This is a genomic window from Lysinibacillus sp. BSL11 (assembly GCF_052928325.1).
Window position 1 is genome coordinate 184,767 of the sequence record NZ_JAVGCX010000003.1, and the last position, 19,057, is coordinate 203,823.

Consider the following 19,057-nt stretch of genomic DNA (forward strand, 5'->3'; position numbering starts at 1 on the left):
TTGCAATTAATTCGCATTAGAACTGATGATGAGCTTATGTGGTACAAGGAAATTTGGGATGCCATTTTAGAAGAAGAGAACAATGATAATCCATTTATAGAATTTGCGTGGTTTTATAATTGGTGGCAAATTGTAGGACGGAAAGAGCGTGTAGAGCTTTACGCCATAGAACATGAGGGGACAATTAGGGCCTTTTTTCCATTTACAGTGTCTATTCGTTGGGGGATAAGGGTGTATGCTTTTGCAGGAGAAAACATCGCCAATTATACAGGGGTTGTGGCTAAAAAGGAATGGTTACAGCAAGTTACAACCTTTGTATTTGATGAACTAATAAAAAAGCATCGGCATATTCTTTTTTCCTTGCATGGGTTATTAGAAAGTAAAGTGTCTACTAAAATCTTAGAGCAATACTTTGTAGAAAGACAATTACGTACAAGCCTGTTCCGAGTTGTGACACCTTATCTTGCTTTTTCAGAAATTGACTTTCAGCGCCATTTCAATCAACGCCGAAAAATGCATGGCGTTGATCGACGAGAACGAAAACTAAGAAATTTAGGATCCTTAGAACGACGTGAGCCTTCACAGGACGAGCTTTGGCAAATGTTTCGGTTATTTGATCGACGATGGGCAAAAAAACTAGATACAAGTGGCTTTACAAAAGGTAAGAAAAGAGATTTTTTTGAGCGTTTAACAATGCTTAAAGGTGAGGCATTACAGGTAGAGGTCGATGCACTTGTCTTTGAAAACCAGTGGATTGCTTTTACCTATGGATTATGCTGTCGTGGCCGCTATGTAACATATGCTCTTGCGCATGAGCCAACTTTTAATTTATTTGGTGCTGGTCGGATAGTCACTCAGGAAACCATCCAGCGAACGTTTACTGCTAACTATCGCTTATATGATCTGAGCATAGGCTATGAGTCTTATAAATTTGACTGGCGCTCCGACATTGATTTTACCAGACAGATGCTTGCTAGCAGCGGTACGAAACGTACAAATCTACTGGCAGGTTTTTTATCGTTAAAGCAAAGGCTCAAAGAATTTATGAAAGGGAACCAACGAGTCGTAGATTGGAAGCGTAACACACTGGGCCATTTACGATACTTAGTAAAGTATGGAAAGGTAAAAGATTGGCTAGAATATGGACAACAATTCGTAGAAAAATTTATTCGTTTGAAACAAGTGGAGCTGTATGAATTATCCCCATCAGAGGACGTATCACCACAGCAACCTGTCGGAAACTTATTTGAAGAAATGTCGATTCAGGAAGCGATGCAGCTTGATCAGGAAAAAGTCATGGCCCTCCTTTATAAGGGCTATACGATTTATAAAGACTCCTTTGCGGAAACGAATAAGCTGGCGTTTGCATTACATGCCACAAACTGGCGAGTGGATTCAATGCAAATTGTAGAAGCCTTACCGAAACAAACCTATTTTTTAGCCTATGATGTTTTCAAACAAATCGATATTATTACAGCTTTTTTACGGAAAATAAAACCAGCACAAACATTGTGGATAACGGTAAGTTTTTGGCAATGGCGCAAGCGCAAGCGCTTAGTACAGCTAGGCTATAAACCTATTTCTCGAATGAAACATTATAAAATTGCTCGTTTTGAGCGACACCGTGTAGAAAAATATACAGAGAGTGGGGGCGATGTACATTCTGTCCATTAAAAGTAAGCGATGGAATATCGCAATGCAGCATTTTTATTTTCTAGAAAAGCCAGCCAATTTTCGAAAGTCTATGAAAGTTGTAGGCTATACGCATTCATTAGTACCAAGTCGGAAGCTTGTAAAAAGCGAAACGATTCACATTTCTTTGCAAGAGCATGAGCTTTCATTGTATTTAGCACTGTCTGAAGGGAATCGTAAAATCTTACGACGTGCCCAAAAAGAATCCTATCAAGTCATTTTGTATAAAGAGCCATCCATAGAAAATTTGAAAGCCTTTCAGCAATTTTACAATCAATTTGCCAAAAGAAAAAAAATTGAAGCAATCAGCAAGTCGCAAATGGAAACGATTCTGCTCCTCAATGAACAGGGTGCATTATTATTATCAGAGATCCAGAGTTTTTGTGGACAGACATTATGTTATCGATTAGATATTGTGCATGAGAAAAAAGCGATGTCTTATTTCGAGGCAACATGTCATGGAACGGCATTGCCTGCACAACTAAAACGTCCTTTCCGTTATGCAAATCGGTTTTTAATTTGGCATAATCTGCTACACCTAAAGGAGCAAGGTTTTGTCTTATATGATATGGGAGAATTAACGGACAATCGAAATGTACGAGCCTTTAAATTAAGCTTTGGTGGCCAGGTTGTTCATGTTTACTCAGGCTACATTATCCAATCAAAAATACGTGCACTACTACTAGGTGTGCAAAAATGGAGGAAGTAGCAACATGAATGGTGGGGGTCTCGTTATTTCATTAGATTTTGAGCTGAATTGGGGTGTCCATGACGTATTTCGTTATGGCCAATACAATAAAAACCTATATGGTGTACGTAAAGCCTTGCCCAGGATACTAGCGTTATTTGAGCAATATGACATCCATGCAACTTGGGCTACAGTTGGATTATTGTTTGCTGAATCAAAGGCAGAAATGGCTCATTATTTGCGAGGTATCCCTGTGAAATATGAAAATATGCGCTTTGCAGCACATACACAGCTAGCAAAAGTTGGCGAAAATGAACAAGAAGATCTACTGCATTTTGGTAAATCCTTACTAGAGGAAATTAAACGTACACCACATCAGGAAATAGGAAGTCATACCTTTTCTCATTTTTATTGCTTGGAGAAGGGCCAAACAGAAGCTGCCTTTTGTGCAGATTTACATGCAACCAAAACAATTAGTGACGGTTATACTGCGCCCATGAAATCCATTGTCTTTCCTCGTAATCAAGTAAACAAAGACTATTTTACAGCATGTTTAGAAGCGGGGTATGTTTGTTATAGAGGCACTGAAAATCATATGCTATATGACGCGCAAACGTTTACGAAAAAGGGAAGACTTTTAGGTGCTAAGAAGTGGTTAGATAGCTATTGGAATATAACTGGTCATCATATAGCCACCCTGGAAGAAATGCAAGAGGAGCAACTGATTAATATTCGATCAAGTGCTTTTTTAAGACCATACTGTAGTCCATTGCGTATATTCGAAAATTTAAAAGTAAAGCGAATAAAGGAAGGCATGCTCAAGGCTGCACAGGCACAAGCCTTTTATCATTTATGGTGGCATCCTCATAATTTTGGCAAGCATATTGATAAGAATTTGGCGATGCTAGAAGAACTATTAAGTTATCATCAAGAACTGCGTAGTCAATATAATTTTCAAAGCTATTCCATGTATGAGGTAGCGGAACTTTGCGATAGCCTTTCGAAACAGCAGAAGTAGACGAAATGGAAGAGTTCTCTGCTTGAGTAAGAGAGATTTCTGGACGAAGAGTTGGTAAAAAAGAGGTTCGCTCTCTGAAGAGTATTGACAGTGCTCGCACAAGAGAGAAAGCCACTCATAAAGAGTCTCAAAGGAATCACAAAAGAGTGGTACCCGCTCATTAAAAGTGTCAAAGCGCTCAAGGTCGGTGAACAACACTCAAAAAGTTGAGAAAAGCCACAATCTCCTAACAAAAGAAACATGCAATTTCTGAGCAAACTGATTTCAAGTTTGCTTTTTTTATTTGCTCAAAAGAATATTTTCAATAAAAGAGAAAAAAAGAAAAACTTTGACGAAAATCATTGGACGAATGGTACTATTACTATAAAGAAAATATGTTAGGACATTTACAGAGGAGCACCAATTGATTTAGGTCAATTGAACTTGAAAGGAAAAGAGAAGAAGGTGGTAGATGAATATGTTTACACAGTCAGAATGCCAATGGAGGCAGGAAAATGGATCAGCTATGCATCAGTGGATAAAGCAACAAACAAATCCGAATCCGAATGAGGTGGATATTGTCGTATATGGCGCTCTTTTATCATATGCCAATGGTGCGTCATCAAAAGCGCAATACCCAACAGCCTTTCGTAAGGCTTGGCCAGGGTTTCAATCGTATAATTTAGATGAGCAGGTGAATTTACGTGCCCTTTCAGTTGTGGATATCGGGGATGTCGCGATTCTAGAAAATGATAGAATGCTTTCGGAATCTGCCATCGAGGCTGCTGCGGAAAATTTAAGTATAGCCTTTCAAAGAAGTTTTACTTGTTTGATAGGGGGAGATCATACTATTACCGCACACTCCATAAAAGGTATAAAAAATGCCTTTCCACAAGATCGCATTGGCATCATTCAGATTGATACGCATTTAGATGCAAGAAACCAAGAGGAAATTGGTTTAGCGCAAGATTCTCCAATTCATCAGTTAATTGCAGCAGGGGTTGTGGAGGGGAGACATGTCTATAATGTCGGTTTGCATGGCTTTTTCAATTCACCCGAAATGATTCATTATGCTAAAGAACAAGGCATTCATATGATTACGTTAAAACAAATGCGACGTGATGGTATTCAACTCACAATACGTGAAATGCTGCGTCAGCTTATGTATGAAGTAGATCGCATTTATGTGTCAGTGGATTTAGATGCACTTGATATTGTATTTGCCTGTGATGTTCCTGCAGCCTCACCTGGTGGTTTAACGGCTTATGAGTTATTTGATATCCTCAAGCTTATTGGCGAAAATGAGGGTGTTCGTCATATTGATTTTGTTTATGCTGATCCTAAAGAAGGTATACTACGTCCAGAAACTGTTAAAATCGGTGTAACTGCATTTTTACAATGGTTAACAGGCATTCAGCTAGATCATCGTAATCGTATCTCTAAAAAAGGAAAGGTTATGTTGTAAAGCAAGTGTATTTCCGAGTATTAACAATGCTGATTTTTAAAAGTTTGCTATAATGTTTAAGTAGAAAACAATAAATAAATAAATACAAACTTTGTATTGTAATAGAGAGGAAATTATATATGACAACAAAACCAAAATTATTGATTGTCGACGGTATGGCTCTGTTATTCCGTTCTTTTTTCGCTTCGGCTGCTATGGGGCATTTTATTCGCTTGGCAGATGGAACACCAACGAATGGAGCCCAAGGGTTTGTGCGACATGTTCTAACAGCACAAACTATTATGAAGCCAACACATATGGCTGTTTGCTGGGATATGGGCGCACACACATTCCGCAATGATTTATTTGATGGCTATAAAGCGAATCGCCCAGCACCTCCAGAGGAAATGCTACCACAATTTGATATGGCGAAAAATTTATCGCAGCAAATGGGCTGGCAAAATTTCGGCGTGAAGGGCATGGAGGCAGATGATTTAATTGGCTCCATGATAACGAAATGGCAGGACGAGGCAGAGATTACGGTCATTAGTGGTGATAAGGATTTACTTCAGCTTTTAAGACCATCTACAGAAATTGCGTTTATGAAAAAGGGCTATACAGAATATGATATTTATACACACGCTCGCTTTAAAGAAGAATATTGTATTGAACCATCACAGTTTGCACAGGTGAAAGCCTTTATGGGTGATTCAAGTGACGGCTACCCAGGTGTGAAAGGGATTGGTCCTAAACAAGCATTAACGCTTATTCAAACATATGGCTCAATAGACAAAATCCTGGTATCTCTCGGTGAATTGAAGCCAGGTCAAAGAACAAAAATTCAAGATAATTTAGATATGTTGCAGCTATCACATGAGCTTGCAACGATTCAAACCAATGTACCAATTGACGCTGATTTTACAAGCCTTGTGTTACCAACTTACGAACCACATATTTTTAAAGCAATAGAAGAGCGTGGCTACACGCTAATTGCCAAGCATGCCCGTTCTTTGTATTCGCTTATTTAATCAATCATCGCAGAGTATAGTCATATGCTCTGCTTTTTTTATTGTAAGGAAAAGAATAGAAAGCAAATAGAAGGTTAATCGATATTTGCTCTAGTAAGGAACCATTTTCACGAAGGATAATACCTTTTCGTTGTCTTTATAGAGAGCCTGTCGTATTTGGCTATCACGATGTGGACCACCATTATCATGGAATATTAGCCATAGCTTATCATTTTTTATCTCATAGCCAATAAGCGGTACCCAATGATAAGCAAAGGTTGATTTTTTATCTCGCCACTGAAGGCTAAAATAGCGATCAAAACGCATAGCAACTGGTCGACCTGCATCAATTTCCTGTAGAGCTTCCTTTAATGAACAAGTTCGAATATCCCACGTTGGAAGCAGTTGACGAAGATGGTGTATCAGTCTCCATTTGAATAAGCCTATTTTTGTACCACCAAGCAGTTTATATAGCTCATTAATGGAAGGAGTTGACTCATTTAAAAAATTTAAGATGACATGAATGGTAGTAGGTCCACAGGCAGAATTGCGATAGCTTGGTGCAATGGAAATCTCATATTGTGAAGCCCCTCGTAGTGCCAATTGGTGACGCATAATAAACTCCTTTCAAAAAGAGCTGCATTTCAAGAAGAAATGCAGCTCTTTCACCATTATTGTTGAGCAGATAAAAATTCTGTTACTTGCTGAGGTGTTTTTGCATTTGCACTATGTAAGTGTGCAAGTTTTTCACCATTTTGGAAAATCAATAGGCTTGGAATTCCCATAACATCGTACTTATCAGCGATTTCTGGAAGTTCGTCACGGTTTAGCTCATACCAGTCATATTGGTTGTACTCTTCAATGATTGGATCGATGAACATATTCATTCGTGTGCAATCAGGGCACCAGCCAGCATAAAATTTTACTAAAACTTTTTGGTCGCCAGCGATTAATTCGTTAAATTGTTCTGCAGTAGTAATAGTTTTCATTAAGTATTCACTCTCCTTGCTTTCCATTCTACACATTTTTCTCGCAATCTGAAAGTTTTCTGTTTGGCCGTTTCAATCGCTACTTCTTGTCCTCTTTTAGCTCGTTAAAAACAAAAAAAGATGTATACTGCAAAAATAATTCTTGAAAAAAGATTGCTAAATTAGACAAAATAATCTACACTAAAAACAGAAAAGTAGTTTTATCTTCATTCATTGAGAAGTGTCATTTTGGAGCGAAGATAAACCTTAGTCGTGCTTGGTTGAGTGGAGGGAATCTCATTCAACAAAAGGACAAAAAATTCACTAAGGAACACTTGATATTTTTTTGGCCAAAAAATGAATGGCTATTCATTCAATGGGAGAATAAGGGGGAATTGCTTGTGACTTACAACATTAAAAAAGCAGCTGTTCTAGGTTCTGGGGTGATGGGCTCTGGAATTGCAGCACATTTAGCAAATATCGGTATACCAACATTACTATTGGATATTGCACCAAAGGAACTGACGCAAGAGGAAGAAGCAAAGGGCCTTTCTTTAGAGCATCCAGCTGTTAGAAATCGTATTGTAAACGGAGCTTTGCAAAAGTTATTAAAGCAAAAGCCAGCACCACTTACTTCTAAGAAAAATTTATCACTACTATCAGTTGGCAACTTTGAGGATGATTTAGGGAAACTAAAAGATGTAGATTGGATTATTGAAGTTGTTGTAGAAAACTTACCAATTAAACAAAGTCTTTACGAAAAAATTGATGCGGTTCGTTCACCAGGAACAATCATTAGTTCAAATACATCTGGTATTAGCATTAATGCGATGGCAGAGGGACGTTCAGATGATTTTCAAAAGCATTTTCTTGGCACACACTTTTTCAACCCACCTCGCTATTTAAAATTATTAGAAGTGATTCCTGCCAATACAACTGCACCTGAAGTAGTTAGCTTCATGAAAACGTTTGGGGAAGATGTGCTTGGTAAAGGAGTTGTACTTGCAAAAGATACACCAAACTTTATTGCCAACCGCATTGGAACATATGGTTTACTTGTCACTTTACAGGAAATGTTAAAAGGTGGTTACTCTGTTGGTGAGGTAGACTCTGTAACAGGTCCGCTTATCGGCCGTCCAAAGTCTGCAACTTTCCGTACGCTAGATGTAGTTGGTTTAGATACATTCATTCATGTAGCGAAAAATGTTTACGATCAAACAACAGGTGAGGAGCAGCAAGTATTTGCAGTACCTGAATTTTTACAAAAAATGGTCACGAACGGTTGGTTAGGTGCAAAATCGGGTCAAGGTTTCTTCTTAAAACAAGGAAAAGAGATACATGAGATTGATCCAGCAACCTTAACGTATAGTCCAGCCAAAAAATTAAAAACACCTTCTATTGAAATGGCAAAACAAACTCGTGGATTGGCCAATAAAGTGAAGGCGTTAACCTATGCAAAGGATCGTACAGGCGAGCTATTATGGGGGATTTTTGCACCAACGCTCCTTTATTCTGCACAGCTACATGGGGAGATTGCAGATGATATCGTAGCCATTGATAACGCAATGAAATGGGGGTTCGGCTGGCAACAAGGGCCATTTGAGATTTGGGATGCTATAGGCGTAAAAGATTCTGTGGCGAAAATGGAGGCTGAGGGCCGAGAGGTACCTGCATTTGTCAAAGAGATGCTAGCAAATGGCGTGGAGACATTCTATACAGAATTAGACGGAGATTTAGCTTACTATAATGGTTCACAATATGTGAAAGTGCCAGTCAATGAAAAAGAGATTAATTTAAAACGTTATAAGAAAAAACATGGTGTGATTAAATCAAACACAGGTGCTAGTTTAATAGATTTAGGGGATGGAATTGCATTGCTTGAGTTCCATTCGCAATCCAATGCAATCGGCTTAGATATTATCCAAATGATTAACTTTGCGGTAGATGAAGTAGAGGCTAACTATAAGGGCTTAGTCATCGGTAATCAGGGGAAAAACTTCTGTGTTGGAGCAAATCTAGGAATGATTTTAGTAGAAGCACAGGATGATAATATATTTGAGCTAGATTTCGTCATTAAGGCATTCCAAGATGCTATGCAGAAAATTAAATATTCACGTAAGCCTGTTGTAGCAGCACCGTTTGCCATGACATTAGGCGGGGGAGCAGAGGTTTGCTTACCAGCTGCACATATTCAAGCAACAATGGAAACATATATGGGCTTAGTGGAAGTAGGGGTTGGATTAATCCCAGGTGGTGGCGGAAATAAAGCGCTCTATCAAAAATTCCTCAAGGGCTTACCAAACGGCGTAGAGGTAGACTATCAACATATTGCTAATAAAGTATTTGAAACAATTGCGATGGCGAAGGTTTCAACATCTGGTGAGGAAGCACGTGAAAATAATTTCCTAAACTTTGCGGATGGTATTTCAGTTAATCCAGATCATCAATTGTATGATGCGAAGCAGGCGGCATTAGCACTTTACGAAGCGGGCTATCAACCACCTGTACCAACTAAAGTGCCAGTGGTCGGTGCATCAGGCTATGGTACATTACTCATCGGTGCGCAAGGGATGTTTGAGTCAGGCTTTATTAGCGAACATGATTTAAAAATTGCTAAAAAATTAGCTTATGTTATTGCAGGTGGAAAGGTTCCGTACGGCACATTAGTCGATGAGCAATACTTATTGAACTTAGAGCGTGAGGCATTCCTTAGCCTTGTTGCTGATCCGCTATCACAGCAGAGAATGCAACACATGCTGTTAAAAGGTAAACCACTTCGTAACTAATTGACGAAATAGATCGATCTTGCACATGAAACAAAGGGGGATTAATACGATGCGTGAAGCCGTTATTGTAGCAGGAGCACGAACTCCAATTGGAAAAGCAAAAAAAGGTTCTTTAGCAACAGTAAGACCAGATGATTTTGGTGCTGTTGTAGTCAAGGAAACATTGAAAAGAGCAGGCTATGAAGGGCCAATTGATGATTTAATTTTAGGCTGTGCTATGCCAGAAGCAGAGCAAGGAATGAATGTAGCACGTAGTATTGGGGCACTTGCTGGATTACCAGATACAACCCCTGCTCTGACAATTAATAGATTTTGCTCATCGGGTTTACAGGCAATTGCCTATGCAGCAGAACGAATTATGCTAGGACACTCAAAGGCTATTCTTGCTGGTGGTGTAGAATCCATGAGTATGGTGCCGATGGTAGGGAATACACCACGTTTAAATCCGACTTTAGCAGAAACGGCTCCACAATATTATATGGGCATGGGGCATACAGCTGAGGAAGTAGCTCGTCAATATAATGTTAGTCGTGAAGACCAAGATGCTTTTGCTGTTCGCTCACATGAGCTTGCTGAAAAGGCAATTAAAGAAGGTAAATTCAATGATGAAATTGTACCAATCGAAGTGGAGCAGCATTACGTAGACGATAACAATAAACTACAGGTAAAAAAATTCACATTTAGTATGGATGAAGGTGTACGTCCAGGTACCTCAGTTGAAGGTTTAGCAAAATTGCGTCCAGCTTTCCACGTAAAAGGCAGTGTCACGGCGGGGAATGCCTCTCAAACTTCTGATGGTGCAGCAGCTGTACTAGTAATGGATCGTGAAGAAGCTGACAAGCAAGGGCTGACACCAATGGCAAAATTCCTAGGCTTTGCAGTTGGCGGTGTACCTCCTGAAGTAATGGGTATCGGGCCTATCGTGGCAGTGCCAAAAGCGTTGGAAATTGCAGGTTTATCCATCGAAGATATTGATTTATGGGAAATCAATGAAGCGTTTGCTTCACAGTCATTACAGGTGGTACGTCATTTAGGCATCGACCAAGAGAAAGTCAATGTCAATGGTGGAGCAATTGCATTAGGTCATCCACTAGGAGCAACGGGAGCTATTTTAACATTAAAGCTAATTCATGAATTGAAGCGTCAAGGGAAGAAATATGGCGTAGTGACAATGTGTATTGGTGGCGGCATGGGTGCTGCTGGCGTATTTGAAATTCTATAATTTTTGCTAGATCAGCTTGAGGTGTACTGTTTACGGTTGCCTCCGAACATTGTATACGTCAAGCTTTTCTATACATGATCATTAGGGGAATCAACTAACAAAAAGATATATTGGGAGGAATTAATCATGACTGAAAAAACAACTGATTTCATTAAAGGCGGCGGATTTCTTATTGAAGATGTGGAATTAGATCGTGTATTTACACCGGAAGATTTCACTGACGAGCATAAAATGATTGCTAAAACAACAGAGGAATACGTTACAAATGAAGTTTTACCAGTAGTGGAAAATTTAGAGCACCATGAATTTGAGCATTCAGTGCGTCTCCTAAAAAGTGCAGGTGAATTAGGCTTACTTGGAGCAGATGTGCCTGAAGAATACGAAGGGCTTGGATTAGACAAAGTTTCTTCCGCTTTAATCGCTGAAAAAATGTCTGTTGCAGGTGGTTTCTCTATCACACATGGTGCTCATGTTGGAATTGGGTCATTACCAATTGTTCTATTCGGTAATGAAGATCAAAAGAAACAATATTTACCTAAGCTTGCTTCGGGTGAATTAATCGCTGCCTATGCATTAACAGAGCCAGGTTCAGGTTCAGATGCTCTAGGTGCAAAAACGACTGCAAAATTAAATGAAGCTGGCACACATTATATTTTAAATGGTGAAAAACAGTGGATTACGAATGCAGGCTTTGCAGATGTATTTGTTGTTTATGCAAAAATTGATGGCGATAAATTCTCTGCCTTTATCGTAGAACGTGCCTACAATGGTGTTTCAGTAGGTCCAGAAGAGAAGAAAATGGGAATTAAATCTTCATCAACTCGTACATTAGTATTGGAAGATGCGGAAGTACCTGTAGAAAATCTATTAGGCGAAATTGGTCGTGGTCATATCATTGCGTTCAATATTTTAAACATTGGTCGTTATAAACTAGGCGTGGGCACAATTGGTGGATCGAAACGTGCATTGGAGTTAGCTATTCAGTATACAAACCAACGTCAGCAATTTAAAACAAAGCTTTCTGATTTCAATCTGACAAAAGAGAAATTATCAACGATGGCTTCTCAATTGTATGCTTCAGAATCATTAAACTATCGTACTGTTGGACTATTTGAGGATCGCTTAAGCCAGTTAAGCCTGGAAGAGCAAAAGCAAGGAAAAGTAATTGCAGGTGCGATCGCCGAATATGCGATTGAATGTTCTATTGCCAAAGTATTCGGTTCAGAAACATTAGACTATATTGCTGACGAAGCTGTCCAACTTCATGGCGGTTATGGCTTTATGGCTGAGTATGAGGTAGAGCGTATTTACCGTGATTCTCGTATTAATCGAATTTTTGAAGGAACAAACGAAATTAACCGCATGATTGTACCTGGTACATTTATGAAAAAGGCGCTAAAAGGTGAGCTGCCATTATTACAAGTGGCTCAAAATTTACAGCAAGAGCTGCTTATGCTAATGCCAGAGGAAATCGGTACAGAGCCGTTAGCACAAGAAAAATATTTAGTGAAAAATGCCAAGAAAATTGCTGTCTTAGCTGCAGGCTTAGCAGCCCAACGCTTTGGTGCAAAGCTTGATCAAGAGCAAGAAGTATTGGTAAACATTGCGAATATAGCTAACCAATTATTTGCAATGGAATCAGCTGTCTTACGTACAGAAAAGGCAATTGCTCGTGACGGTGTTGAAAAAGCACATCAAAAATTGCTATACACACAAATTTTCTGCCAGGAAGCATTCGCAGAAATCGAAAAGGAAGCAAAAGACACAATTCTTGCTTCAGCAGATGGCGATGCAGCCCGTATGACATTATCTGCACTGCGTAAGCTAACGCGTAATAATCCATACAATCTAATTGTGAAGAAGCGTGAGGCTTCAGTTAAATTAATTGATGCTGAAAAATATATTGTTTAAAGCGCACACCTAACCTAGCTATCTGCAAAAGATAGCTAGGTTTTTTTATATAAGAAAAATGACTAATATCGTAAGAGGACGGATAAAAATGCAAAACTAGTGGATAAACTTACAAAAAAGAGTGAAGTTCACCATTGAAAACAACTATGATGGTATACTACAGAAAAAGACAGAAGAGGAGCATTGTAATGACGATTCAATTTTTCCATTATCCGAAATGTACAACATGTAAAAAGGCACAGAAGTGGTTAAATGAGCATGAGGTTTCCTATGAAGAGGTACATATCGCAGAGCAACCTCCCACTAAAGAAGAATTAACAGCTATTTGGCAGGCTAGCGGACAGCCTTTGAAGAAATTTTTTAATACCTCAGGTATGAAATATCGTGAGCTTGGCTTAAAGGACAAGTTAGCCGAAATGACGGAGGATGAGCAGCTTGAGTTATTAGCTTCAGATGGTATGTTAATTAAACGTCCCATCGTCACAGATGGAAAAAAAGTTACTTTAGGTTTTAAAGAAGTAGATTTTGAGCAAGCTTGGAAATAACCGTATTAAACCTTGTATTTAGAGGAGAAGTATGGCACACTGAAAGTGAATATATTACATATTTATGGAGGGGTTTTTTGCATGAGCACACCTAAAGACTTACGATACTCTGAAGAACATGAATGGGTAAAAGTAGAAGATGGAAAAGTACGTATTGGTATTACTCACTTCGCACAATCTGAATTAGGAGATATCGTATTCGTTGAGCTTCCACAAGTTGGCGACGAAATCAAAACAGATGATCCATTCGGTAGCGTAGAATCAGTAAAAACTGTTTCTGAATTATATGCACCAATCTCAGGTACTGTAGTGGAAGTAAATGCAGATTTAGAAGATAGCCCAGAATTCGTTAATGAATCACCATATGAAAAAGCATGGATGATCGTTGTTGAGCCTGCTGATGCATCAGAAGTTGAGAAACTAATGACAGCAGAGCAATACGAAGAAATGATCGCTGAATAAGACAAGCCATAATCGAAAAACGTCGGCAACTACCGGCGTTTTTTGTTATATAATGACTTATAAGTGGGGATCTCTAAATGGAGGTGGCGTAATGTTCGAGGGAAAATGCTTGATAGTAGAAGGGCGTTCAGATAAGCTACAAATTGAGCCTATTTTGAATGAGAATGTTACAATACTATGTACGAATGGTACAATTGGTGTGCATCAACTAGAAGAACTACTGGATCCCTATGAGGGCTGTGAGCTATTTACTTTTTTTGATGCAGATACTTCTGGGGATAAGCTACGTGCATTAATGGACAGACATTATCCAGAAGCTGAGCATCTGCGCACAATGCCAACATACAAGGAAGTAGAAACGACACCAAGAAAAGTCCTAGCGATGATTTTACTGCGTGCACATTTTTCAATCCATAATGAATATATTTTGTAAGGTTGCGTGAGTAAATGGAAGAATGGTCAACAGAGCAGTGGGAAACGGCTAAACAGTCGGGAGAGAAAACTGCATTTTATTTATATACTCCGATGTGTGGAACATGTGCAGTGGCATCTAAAATGATGTCCGTTATTGAACAATTACTGCCACAGCTACAAATTGGTAAAGCAAATATCAACTTTTTGGAACACATTGCCTATGAGCATCAAATTGAAAGTGTTCCCTGTCTACTCATCAGTGATGGCGGAAAAGTGACAGAAAAAATTTATGCCTTTCAATCCGTACCATTTTTATATGAATTGTTAAAAAAATCAATTGACTGAACTTTACTAGCGTGGTAAAGTATCAAATATATTACTAAAACATTAAATATATCGAACTCTTATGAAGAGTGGCGGAGGGAAGTGCCCTATGAAGCCCGGCAACCATCACAATGTGAAAAGGTGCCAAATCACTCAAAGATTTTTCTTTGAAAGATGAGAGAACGGTTTAACGTATCATACGTGACCCCTTCTACTTGTCTGTGAGTGAAGGGGTTTTCTATATGAGAAAAGGAGTATTCGCTATGATCCAGCTTCAAAATATTACAAAGAAATACAAAACAGCAAATGGCGAATTAACGGCAGTCAAAGACGTCAACCTTACTATTAATAAAGGTGAAATTTTTGGCATTATCGGCTATAGTGGTGCTGGTAAAAGTACCATGATTCGTTTATTAAACGGTTTAGAGAAACCGACAGCAGGAACAGTAACGGTGAACAATCAAGAATTTTCATCGATAAAAGGGCAAAAGCTTAGAGCGGCTAGACAAAAGGTAAGTATGATTTTCCAGCATTTCAATTTACTTTGGTCGAGAACAGTTGCCGAAAATATTGCATTCCCTTTAGAAATCGCAGGCTTCCCAAAGGCTCAACGTGAAGCACGTGTGAAGGAATTGATTGCCCTTGTAGGCTTAGAAGGGCGCGATAAGGCCTATCCATCCCAGCTTTCTGGTGGACAAAAGCAGCGTGTAGGAATTGCACGTGCATTAGCGAATAATCCAGAGGTTTTACTATGTGATGAGGCGACTTCCGCACTCGATCCTGAAACAACGGATGCTATTCTTGATTTACTCGTAGATATAAATGAACGCTTAGGCTTAACAATCGTCCTGATTACCCACGAAATGCATGTCATTCGCAAAATTTGTCATCGTGTAGCGGTGATGGAGGCAGGCGAAATTGTGGAACGTGGTGAGGTATTGCAAGTCTTCCAAGCCCCACAGGCAGCTATTACTAAGAAGTTTGTATCTCAAATTACAGACACTAAGGAAACACAAGATACGGTAGCACAAATTAAAACAAACTATCCAACTGGACAACTTGTCAAACTTATTTTTGTTGGTGAAAAAACAGAACAGCCTGTCATCTCACATCTTGTGAAACAATTTGATGTAGAAGTAAGTATTGTTCACGGAAATATTTCGCAAACAAAAAATGGTGCATATGGTACATTGATTGTGCAAATTGATGGCTCTCAGACAAACGTCACTGAAGCCCTTCGTTATTTAAATACAGTGGAAGTACAGACGGAGGTGATTGAAAATGCTAACTAATCTCTTTCCGAATGTAGACTGGGAAAATATGTGGCAAGCTACGTATGAAACATTATACATGACAGCTATATCAACGGTTGTGACATTTATTCTTGGGTTAGTCATTGGTATTGTTCTATTTTTAACTAGTCCCAATCAGTTATGGGCAAATAAAATCGTTAACTTTTTAACAGGATCACTCGTCAATATTTTCCGTTCCATTCCATTTATCGTATTAATTATTTTATTAATTCCATTTACGAAGTTTTTACTAGGTACAATTCGAGGAGCTAATGCGGCGTTACCTGCATTAATTATCGGTGCAGCACCGTTTTATGCTCGTATGGTATTAATTGCGTTACGTGAAATTGATAAAGGTGTGATTGAAGCAGCTCGTTCAATGGGGGCGAAAACTTCTACAATTATTTGGAAAGTATTGGTTCCTGAATCATTGCCAGCCTTGATTTCTGGTATCACTGTAACGGCTGTTGCTCTTGTAGGTTATACTGCGATGGCAGGAATTATTGGTGCAGGGGGTCTTGGTAACTTAGCTTTTTTAGACGGCTTCCAGCGAAATCGCCAAGATGTGACATTAATGGCAACTATTTTGATCTTAGTAGTCGTATTTATTATTCAATGGATTGGTGATTTAATTACCGAGAAAATTGATAAACGCTAGCAAGAAAAAGAGGTTATTTCGGTTCTTACCGCTAACATATTTTAAACAAATAAAAGGGAGTGTCATAAATGAAAAAGTTATTAGCAGGATTATTTTTATCAATACTTGTACTAGCATTAGCAGCTTGCGGTACAGATAAAAAAGAAGATGAAAAATCAGCATCAGGTGATCAAACAGATAGCAAAGAAAACATAACATTAAAAGTAGGTGCTTCTAATACACCACACGCAGTCATTTTAGACAAAGCAAAACCGATCTTAGCTAAAGAAGGCATAGACCTTGAAATTGAAACGTATACAGATTATGTTCTACCAAACCAAAATTTAGAGTCAAAAGATATTGATGCCAACTATTTCCAGCACATTCCTTATTTAGAGCTACAAATTAAAGACAATGGCTATGATTTCGTCAATGCAGGTGGCGTTCACATTGAACCAATTGGTATTTACTCAAAAAAATATAAAACGTTAGAAGACCTGCCTGAAGGCGCAACAATCTTACTTTCTAACTCAGTATCTGACCATGGTCGTATGCTGTCATTATTAGAGGCTAAAGGCTTAATCAAATTAAAAGAAGGCATTGATAAAACAGCAGCAGAATTAAAGGATATTGAAGAAAATCCTAAAAACTTTAAATTCGATGCAAATACTGCACCAGAGATGCTTGTACAAATGTACGAAAATGATGAAGGCGATGCAGTACTTATCAATTCTAACTTTGCCATCGATAACGGTTTAAACCCAATTGAAGATGCTATTTCTCTTGAAGATAAAGAATCTCCATATGTTAACATCATCGCTGTACGTGCAGGTGATGAAACAAAACCTGAAATTAAAAAATTATTAGAAGTATTAACATCTAAAGAAATCCAAGACTTCATTTTAGAAGAGTGGAAAGGTGCAGTAGTACCGGTTAAATAATATTCGAAAGGTATGTGAGTCATATAACTCACATACCTTTTTTATAAATCCCTTAAGTATTAGTCATACTTAAGGGATTTTTTGCATTTATAAATTATTTAGCCTAAAATAGAAGTTTTGAAATTATTGATAAATATAATGTGATTTATCGCACTATTATTGTCGAAATTTGATGAAAATAGGTATTTTATAACGTTTTTCAAAATGTTTAGAAATTGTTTAGTTTCAATTAGTACTATATAAACGTTAACAAATTGTTGAATGTTTTTGATTAATCGTTTTTCACTGAAAAATCATGCAGTGGTAATTAGCAGTGAAAGGAGTTTGTTTAAAGCTAAATTCTTTAACGTTAAATCTGTTAGAAGTTGAATATTGTTTAGATAGAGGAGTAAATTTTTATGAAAATAAAAACGCAATCATTAAGCTCAGTGCTATCAAAGAAAATTAAATCTAAAACTGCGACTATTGGGGTTATTGGACTTGGTTATGTGGGGTTACCATTTGCTGTTGAGATTGTGCAAAGTGGTTTTCGTGTTATAGGTTTTGATAAAAATCAAGATAAAATCAGACTGTTACAGGCAGGTGATAGTTATATAGCTGATTTATCTAAAGAAAATATACGGCAAATCATTAAAAATAAACAATTTGAAGTCACTAATGATTTTGCTAAACTTTCGCATGTTGACGTAGTAGTAATTTGTGTACCAACACCTACAACAATAGATGGAACGCCTAATATTTCATTTATAGAAGAGGCAACGTATAGCATTGGAAGAAATATTAAGTCTGGTGCACTCGTTATTCTTGAAAGTACAACTTACCCTGGGACAACAGAAGATATTGTTCAGCCCATTTTTCAAAAAAATGGTTTTGTTATAGGTCATGATTTGTTTTTAGCTTATTCACCAGAACGTATAGATCCAGGCAATAATAGGTTTTCCGTTTCGAATACGCCGAAAGTGGTTGGGGGTATAACAGCAGCATGTCTAGAAGTATCAAAGGTTTTTTATGAAACAGTCATTCATACCACTATATATACTGTGACGAGTCCGAGAGTAGCTGAAATGGAGAAATTACTGGAAAATACATTTCGGCAAATCAATATTGCCCTTGTCAATGAGTTAAGTCAAATTTGTTATAAAATGGATATTGATGTTTGGGAGGTTATTCAAGCAGCTACTACAAAGCCATATGGTTTTATGCCGTTTAAACCCGGACCTGGAGTTGGGGGACATTGTATCCCCGTAGATCCTAAATATTTATTATGGGCTGGGCAACAGCATGGCATCTCTGCAACATTGATTGAGGCTGCAGATAAAGTCAATGAATCAATGCCGAACTTTGTTGTGAATAGATTAGAAATTTACTTACGTAAACTAAATAAAGAACTATGTAAGGCCAGTATCGTTGTCATTGGTGTTACCTATAAGCCTAATATAAATGATCCACGTGAATCTCCAGCACTTCGTGTTATCCAACAGCTATTAGATAGTCAGTGTGAACTAAAGATTATCGATCCGTTTATTCAAACATTCTCTGTACAACAATCCCTTTTAAACACAGTTCCATTAACGGCAGAAATAATCCGACAGGCAGATGCCGTATTAATTTTAACGAATCATGCAAATATTGATTACTCTTTAATTGATCAACAGGCTTCCTTAATTTTTGATACACGTAATACCAATTTTGCGTTCGAAAATAAAAATTATCACAAGTTATAAGGG

The 19,057-nt window shown here is 38.1% G+C and carries 18 protein-coding genes and 1 riboswitch; of the genes, 16 read left to right on the forward strand and 2 right to left on the reverse strand.

What is annotated here, in order from left to right; translation table 11 throughout:
• The 5 genes from RCJ95_RS05175 to RCJ95_RS05195 all read left to right on the forward strand — a co-directional run bounded on the left by RCJ95_RS05175 (nt 1) and on the right by RCJ95_RS05195 (nt 5,849).
• Nucleotides 1-1,674: a GNAT family N-acetyltransferase gene (locus RCJ95_RS05175; protein ID WP_446721989.1), complete on the forward strand. Its 1,674-nt coding sequence runs from the start codon at nt 1-3 to the stop codon at nt 1,672-1,674.
• Nucleotides 1,655-2,401 (forward strand): hypothetical protein, encoded by a 747-nt coding sequence (locus RCJ95_RS05180; RefSeq protein ID WP_004228201.1) that lies wholly within the window; start codon nt 1,655-1,657, stop codon nt 2,399-2,401. The genes RCJ95_RS05175 and RCJ95_RS05180 overlap by 20 nt, the downstream gene beginning before the upstream one ends.
• Before the next feature lie 4 nt (nt 2,402-2,405).
• Complete coding sequence (locus tag RCJ95_RS05185; protein ID WP_221681253.1) at nt 2,406-3,398, forward strand: polysaccharide deacetylase family protein; 993 nt, start codon at nt 2,406-2,408, stop codon at nt 3,396-3,398.
• A 457-nt stretch (nt 3,399-3,855) separates the two neighbouring features.
• A complete protein-coding gene (locus RCJ95_RS05190; RefSeq protein ID WP_257520435.1) occupies nt 3,856-4,842 on the forward strand; it encodes an agmatinase family protein in 987 nt (328 codons plus the stop codon).
• Nucleotides 4,843-4,961: 119 nt separating this feature from the next.
• Nucleotides 4,962-5,849 carry a 5'-3' exonuclease gene (locus RCJ95_RS05195; protein WP_257520434.1) on the forward strand — a complete coding sequence of 296 codons (888 nt, stop codon included), beginning with the start codon at nt 4,962-4,964 and terminating at the stop codon, nt 5,847-5,849.
• A 90-nt stretch (nt 5,850-5,939) separates the two neighbouring features.
• Here RCJ95_RS05195 and RCJ95_RS05200 read toward each other — a convergent pair whose 3' ends face one another.
• Both RCJ95_RS05200 and RCJ95_RS05205 read right to left on the reverse strand, forming a co-directional pair.
• Nucleotides 5,940-6,443 carry a C39 family peptidase gene (locus RCJ95_RS05200; RefSeq protein WP_274770075.1) on the reverse strand — a complete coding sequence of 168 codons (504 nt, stop codon included), beginning with the start codon at nt 6,441-6,443 and terminating at the stop codon, nt 5,940-5,942.
• Nucleotides 6,444-6,499: 56 nt separating this feature from the next.
• A complete protein-coding gene (locus RCJ95_RS05205) occupies nt 6,500-6,844 on the reverse strand; it encodes a thioredoxin family protein (RefSeq protein WP_081010969.1) in 345 nt (114 codons plus the stop codon).
• Nucleotides 6,845-7,197: 353 nt separating this feature from the next.
• On the opposite strand from RCJ95_RS05205, the gene RCJ95_RS05210 reads away from it, so the two are divergent.
• The 11 genes from RCJ95_RS05210 (at nt 7,198) to RCJ95_RS05260 (ending at nt 19,054) form a co-directional block, all read left to right on the forward strand.
• On the forward strand, nt 7,198-9,582 hold the full coding sequence (locus RCJ95_RS05210) for a 3-hydroxyacyl-CoA dehydrogenase/enoyl-CoA hydratase family protein (RefSeq protein ID WP_312128542.1): 2,385 nt from the start codon (nt 7,198-7,200) through the stop codon (nt 9,580-9,582).
• 49 nt (nt 9,583-9,631) lie between these two features.
• Nucleotides 9,632-10,804, forward strand: a complete 1,173-nt coding sequence (locus RCJ95_RS05215) for an acetyl-CoA C-acetyltransferase (RefSeq protein ID WP_312128543.1) — start codon at nt 9,632-9,634, stop codon at nt 10,802-10,804.
• A gap of 126 nt (nt 10,805-10,930) precedes the next feature.
• The gene (locus RCJ95_RS05220; RefSeq protein ID WP_312128544.1) at nt 10,931-12,715 is read left to right on the forward strand and encodes an acyl-CoA dehydrogenase family protein; all 1,785 of its coding nucleotides are present in this window, start codon (nt 10,931-10,933) and stop codon (nt 12,713-12,715) included.
• A 188-nt stretch (nt 12,716-12,903) separates the two neighbouring features.
• The gene (locus tag RCJ95_RS05225; RefSeq protein WP_004228225.1) at nt 12,904-13,260 is read left to right on the forward strand and encodes an arsenate reductase family protein; all 357 of its coding nucleotides are present in this window, start codon (nt 12,904-12,906) and stop codon (nt 13,258-13,260) included.
• An 81-nt stretch (nt 13,261-13,341) separates the two neighbouring features.
• Nucleotides 13,342-13,722 (forward strand): glycine cleavage system protein GcvH, encoded by a 381-nt coding sequence (gcvH, locus tag RCJ95_RS05230; RefSeq protein ID WP_004228227.1) that lies wholly within the window; start codon nt 13,342-13,344, stop codon nt 13,720-13,722.
• A gap of 91 nt (nt 13,723-13,813) precedes the next feature.
• Nucleotides 13,814-14,155, forward strand: a complete 342-nt coding sequence (locus RCJ95_RS05235; protein WP_004228229.1) for a hypothetical protein — start codon at nt 13,814-13,816, stop codon at nt 14,153-14,155.
• Between the two features lie 14 nt (nt 14,156-14,169).
• Nucleotides 14,170-14,481 (forward strand): thioredoxin family protein, encoded by a 312-nt coding sequence (locus RCJ95_RS05240; protein WP_221681260.1) that lies wholly within the window; start codon nt 14,170-14,172, stop codon nt 14,479-14,481.
• A gap of 56 nt (nt 14,482-14,537) precedes the next feature.
• Nucleotides 14,538-14,641, forward strand: a riboswitch (SAM riboswitch).
• Between the two features lie 82 nt (nt 14,642-14,723).
• Entirely contained in the window at nt 14,724-15,752 is a 1,029-nt protein-coding gene (locus RCJ95_RS05245; protein WP_004228232.1) for a methionine ABC transporter ATP-binding protein, read from the forward strand.
• Complete coding sequence (locus tag RCJ95_RS05250; RefSeq protein ID WP_004228234.1) at nt 15,742-16,410, forward strand: methionine ABC transporter permease; 669 nt, start codon at nt 15,742-15,744, stop codon at nt 16,408-16,410. The genes RCJ95_RS05245 and RCJ95_RS05250 overlap by 11 nt, the downstream gene beginning before the upstream one ends.
• 68 nt (nt 16,411-16,478) lie before the next feature.
• Nucleotides 16,479-17,330 (forward strand): MetQ/NlpA family ABC transporter substrate-binding protein, encoded by an 852-nt coding sequence (locus RCJ95_RS05255; RefSeq protein ID WP_446721990.1) that lies wholly within the window; start codon nt 16,479-16,481, stop codon nt 17,328-17,330.
• A gap of 398 nt (nt 17,331-17,728) precedes the next feature.
• Nucleotides 17,729-19,054 (forward strand): nucleotide sugar dehydrogenase, encoded by a 1,326-nt coding sequence (locus RCJ95_RS05260; RefSeq protein ID WP_446721991.1) that lies wholly within the window; start codon nt 17,729-17,731, stop codon nt 19,052-19,054.
• Nucleotides 19,055-19,057 lie beyond the last annotated feature (3 nt).

Bases quoted from the DNA above. Each gene is read 5' to 3' on its own strand.
- RCJ95_RS05180 (WP_004228201.1), top strand. From the start codon at position 1,655: ATGTACATTCTGTCCATTAAAAGTAAGCGATGGAATATCGCAATGCAG.
- RCJ95_RS05185 (WP_221681253.1), top strand. From the start codon at position 2,406: ATGAATGGTGGGGGTCTCGTTATTTCATTAGATTTTGAGCTGAATTGG.
- RCJ95_RS05190 (WP_257520435.1), top strand. From the start codon at position 3,856: ATGTTTACACAGTCAGAATGCCAATGGAGGCAGGAAAATGGATCAGCT.
- RCJ95_RS05195 (WP_257520434.1), top strand. From the start codon at position 4,962: ATGACAACAAAACCAAAATTATTGATTGTCGACGGTATGGCTCTGTTA.
- RCJ95_RS05200 (WP_274770075.1), bottom strand. From the start codon at position 6,443: ATGCGTCACCAATTGGCACTACGAGGGGCTTCACAATATGAGATTTCC.
- RCJ95_RS05205 (WP_081010969.1), bottom strand. From the start codon at position 6,844: ATGGAAAGCAAGGAGAGTGAATACTTAATGAAAACTATTACTACTGCA.
- RCJ95_RS05215 (WP_312128543.1), top strand. From the start codon at position 9,632: ATGCGTGAAGCCGTTATTGTAGCAGGAGCACGAACTCCAATTGGAAAA.
- RCJ95_RS05220 (WP_312128544.1), top strand. From the start codon at position 10,931: ATGACTGAAAAAACAACTGATTTCATTAAAGGCGGCGGATTTCTTATT.
- RCJ95_RS05225 (WP_004228225.1), top strand. From the start codon at position 12,904: ATGACGATTCAATTTTTCCATTATCCGAAATGTACAACATGTAAAAAG.
- gcvH (WP_004228227.1), top strand. From the start codon at position 13,342: ATGAGCACACCTAAAGACTTACGATACTCTGAAGAACATGAATGGGTA.
- RCJ95_RS05235 (WP_004228229.1), top strand. From the start codon at position 13,814: ATGTTCGAGGGAAAATGCTTGATAGTAGAAGGGCGTTCAGATAAGCTA.
- RCJ95_RS05240 (WP_221681260.1), top strand. From the start codon at position 14,170: ATGGAAGAATGGTCAACAGAGCAGTGGGAAACGGCTAAACAGTCGGGA.
- RCJ95_RS05245 (WP_004228232.1), top strand. From the start codon at position 14,724: ATGATCCAGCTTCAAAATATTACAAAGAAATACAAAACAGCAAATGGC.
- RCJ95_RS05250 (WP_004228234.1), top strand. From the start codon at position 15,742: ATGCTAACTAATCTCTTTCCGAATGTAGACTGGGAAAATATGTGGCAA.
- RCJ95_RS05255 (WP_446721990.1), top strand. From the start codon at position 16,479: ATGAAAAAGTTATTAGCAGGATTATTTTTATCAATACTTGTACTAGCA.
- RCJ95_RS05260 (WP_446721991.1), top strand. From the start codon at position 17,729: ATGAAAATAAAAACGCAATCATTAAGCTCAGTGCTATCAAAGAAAATT.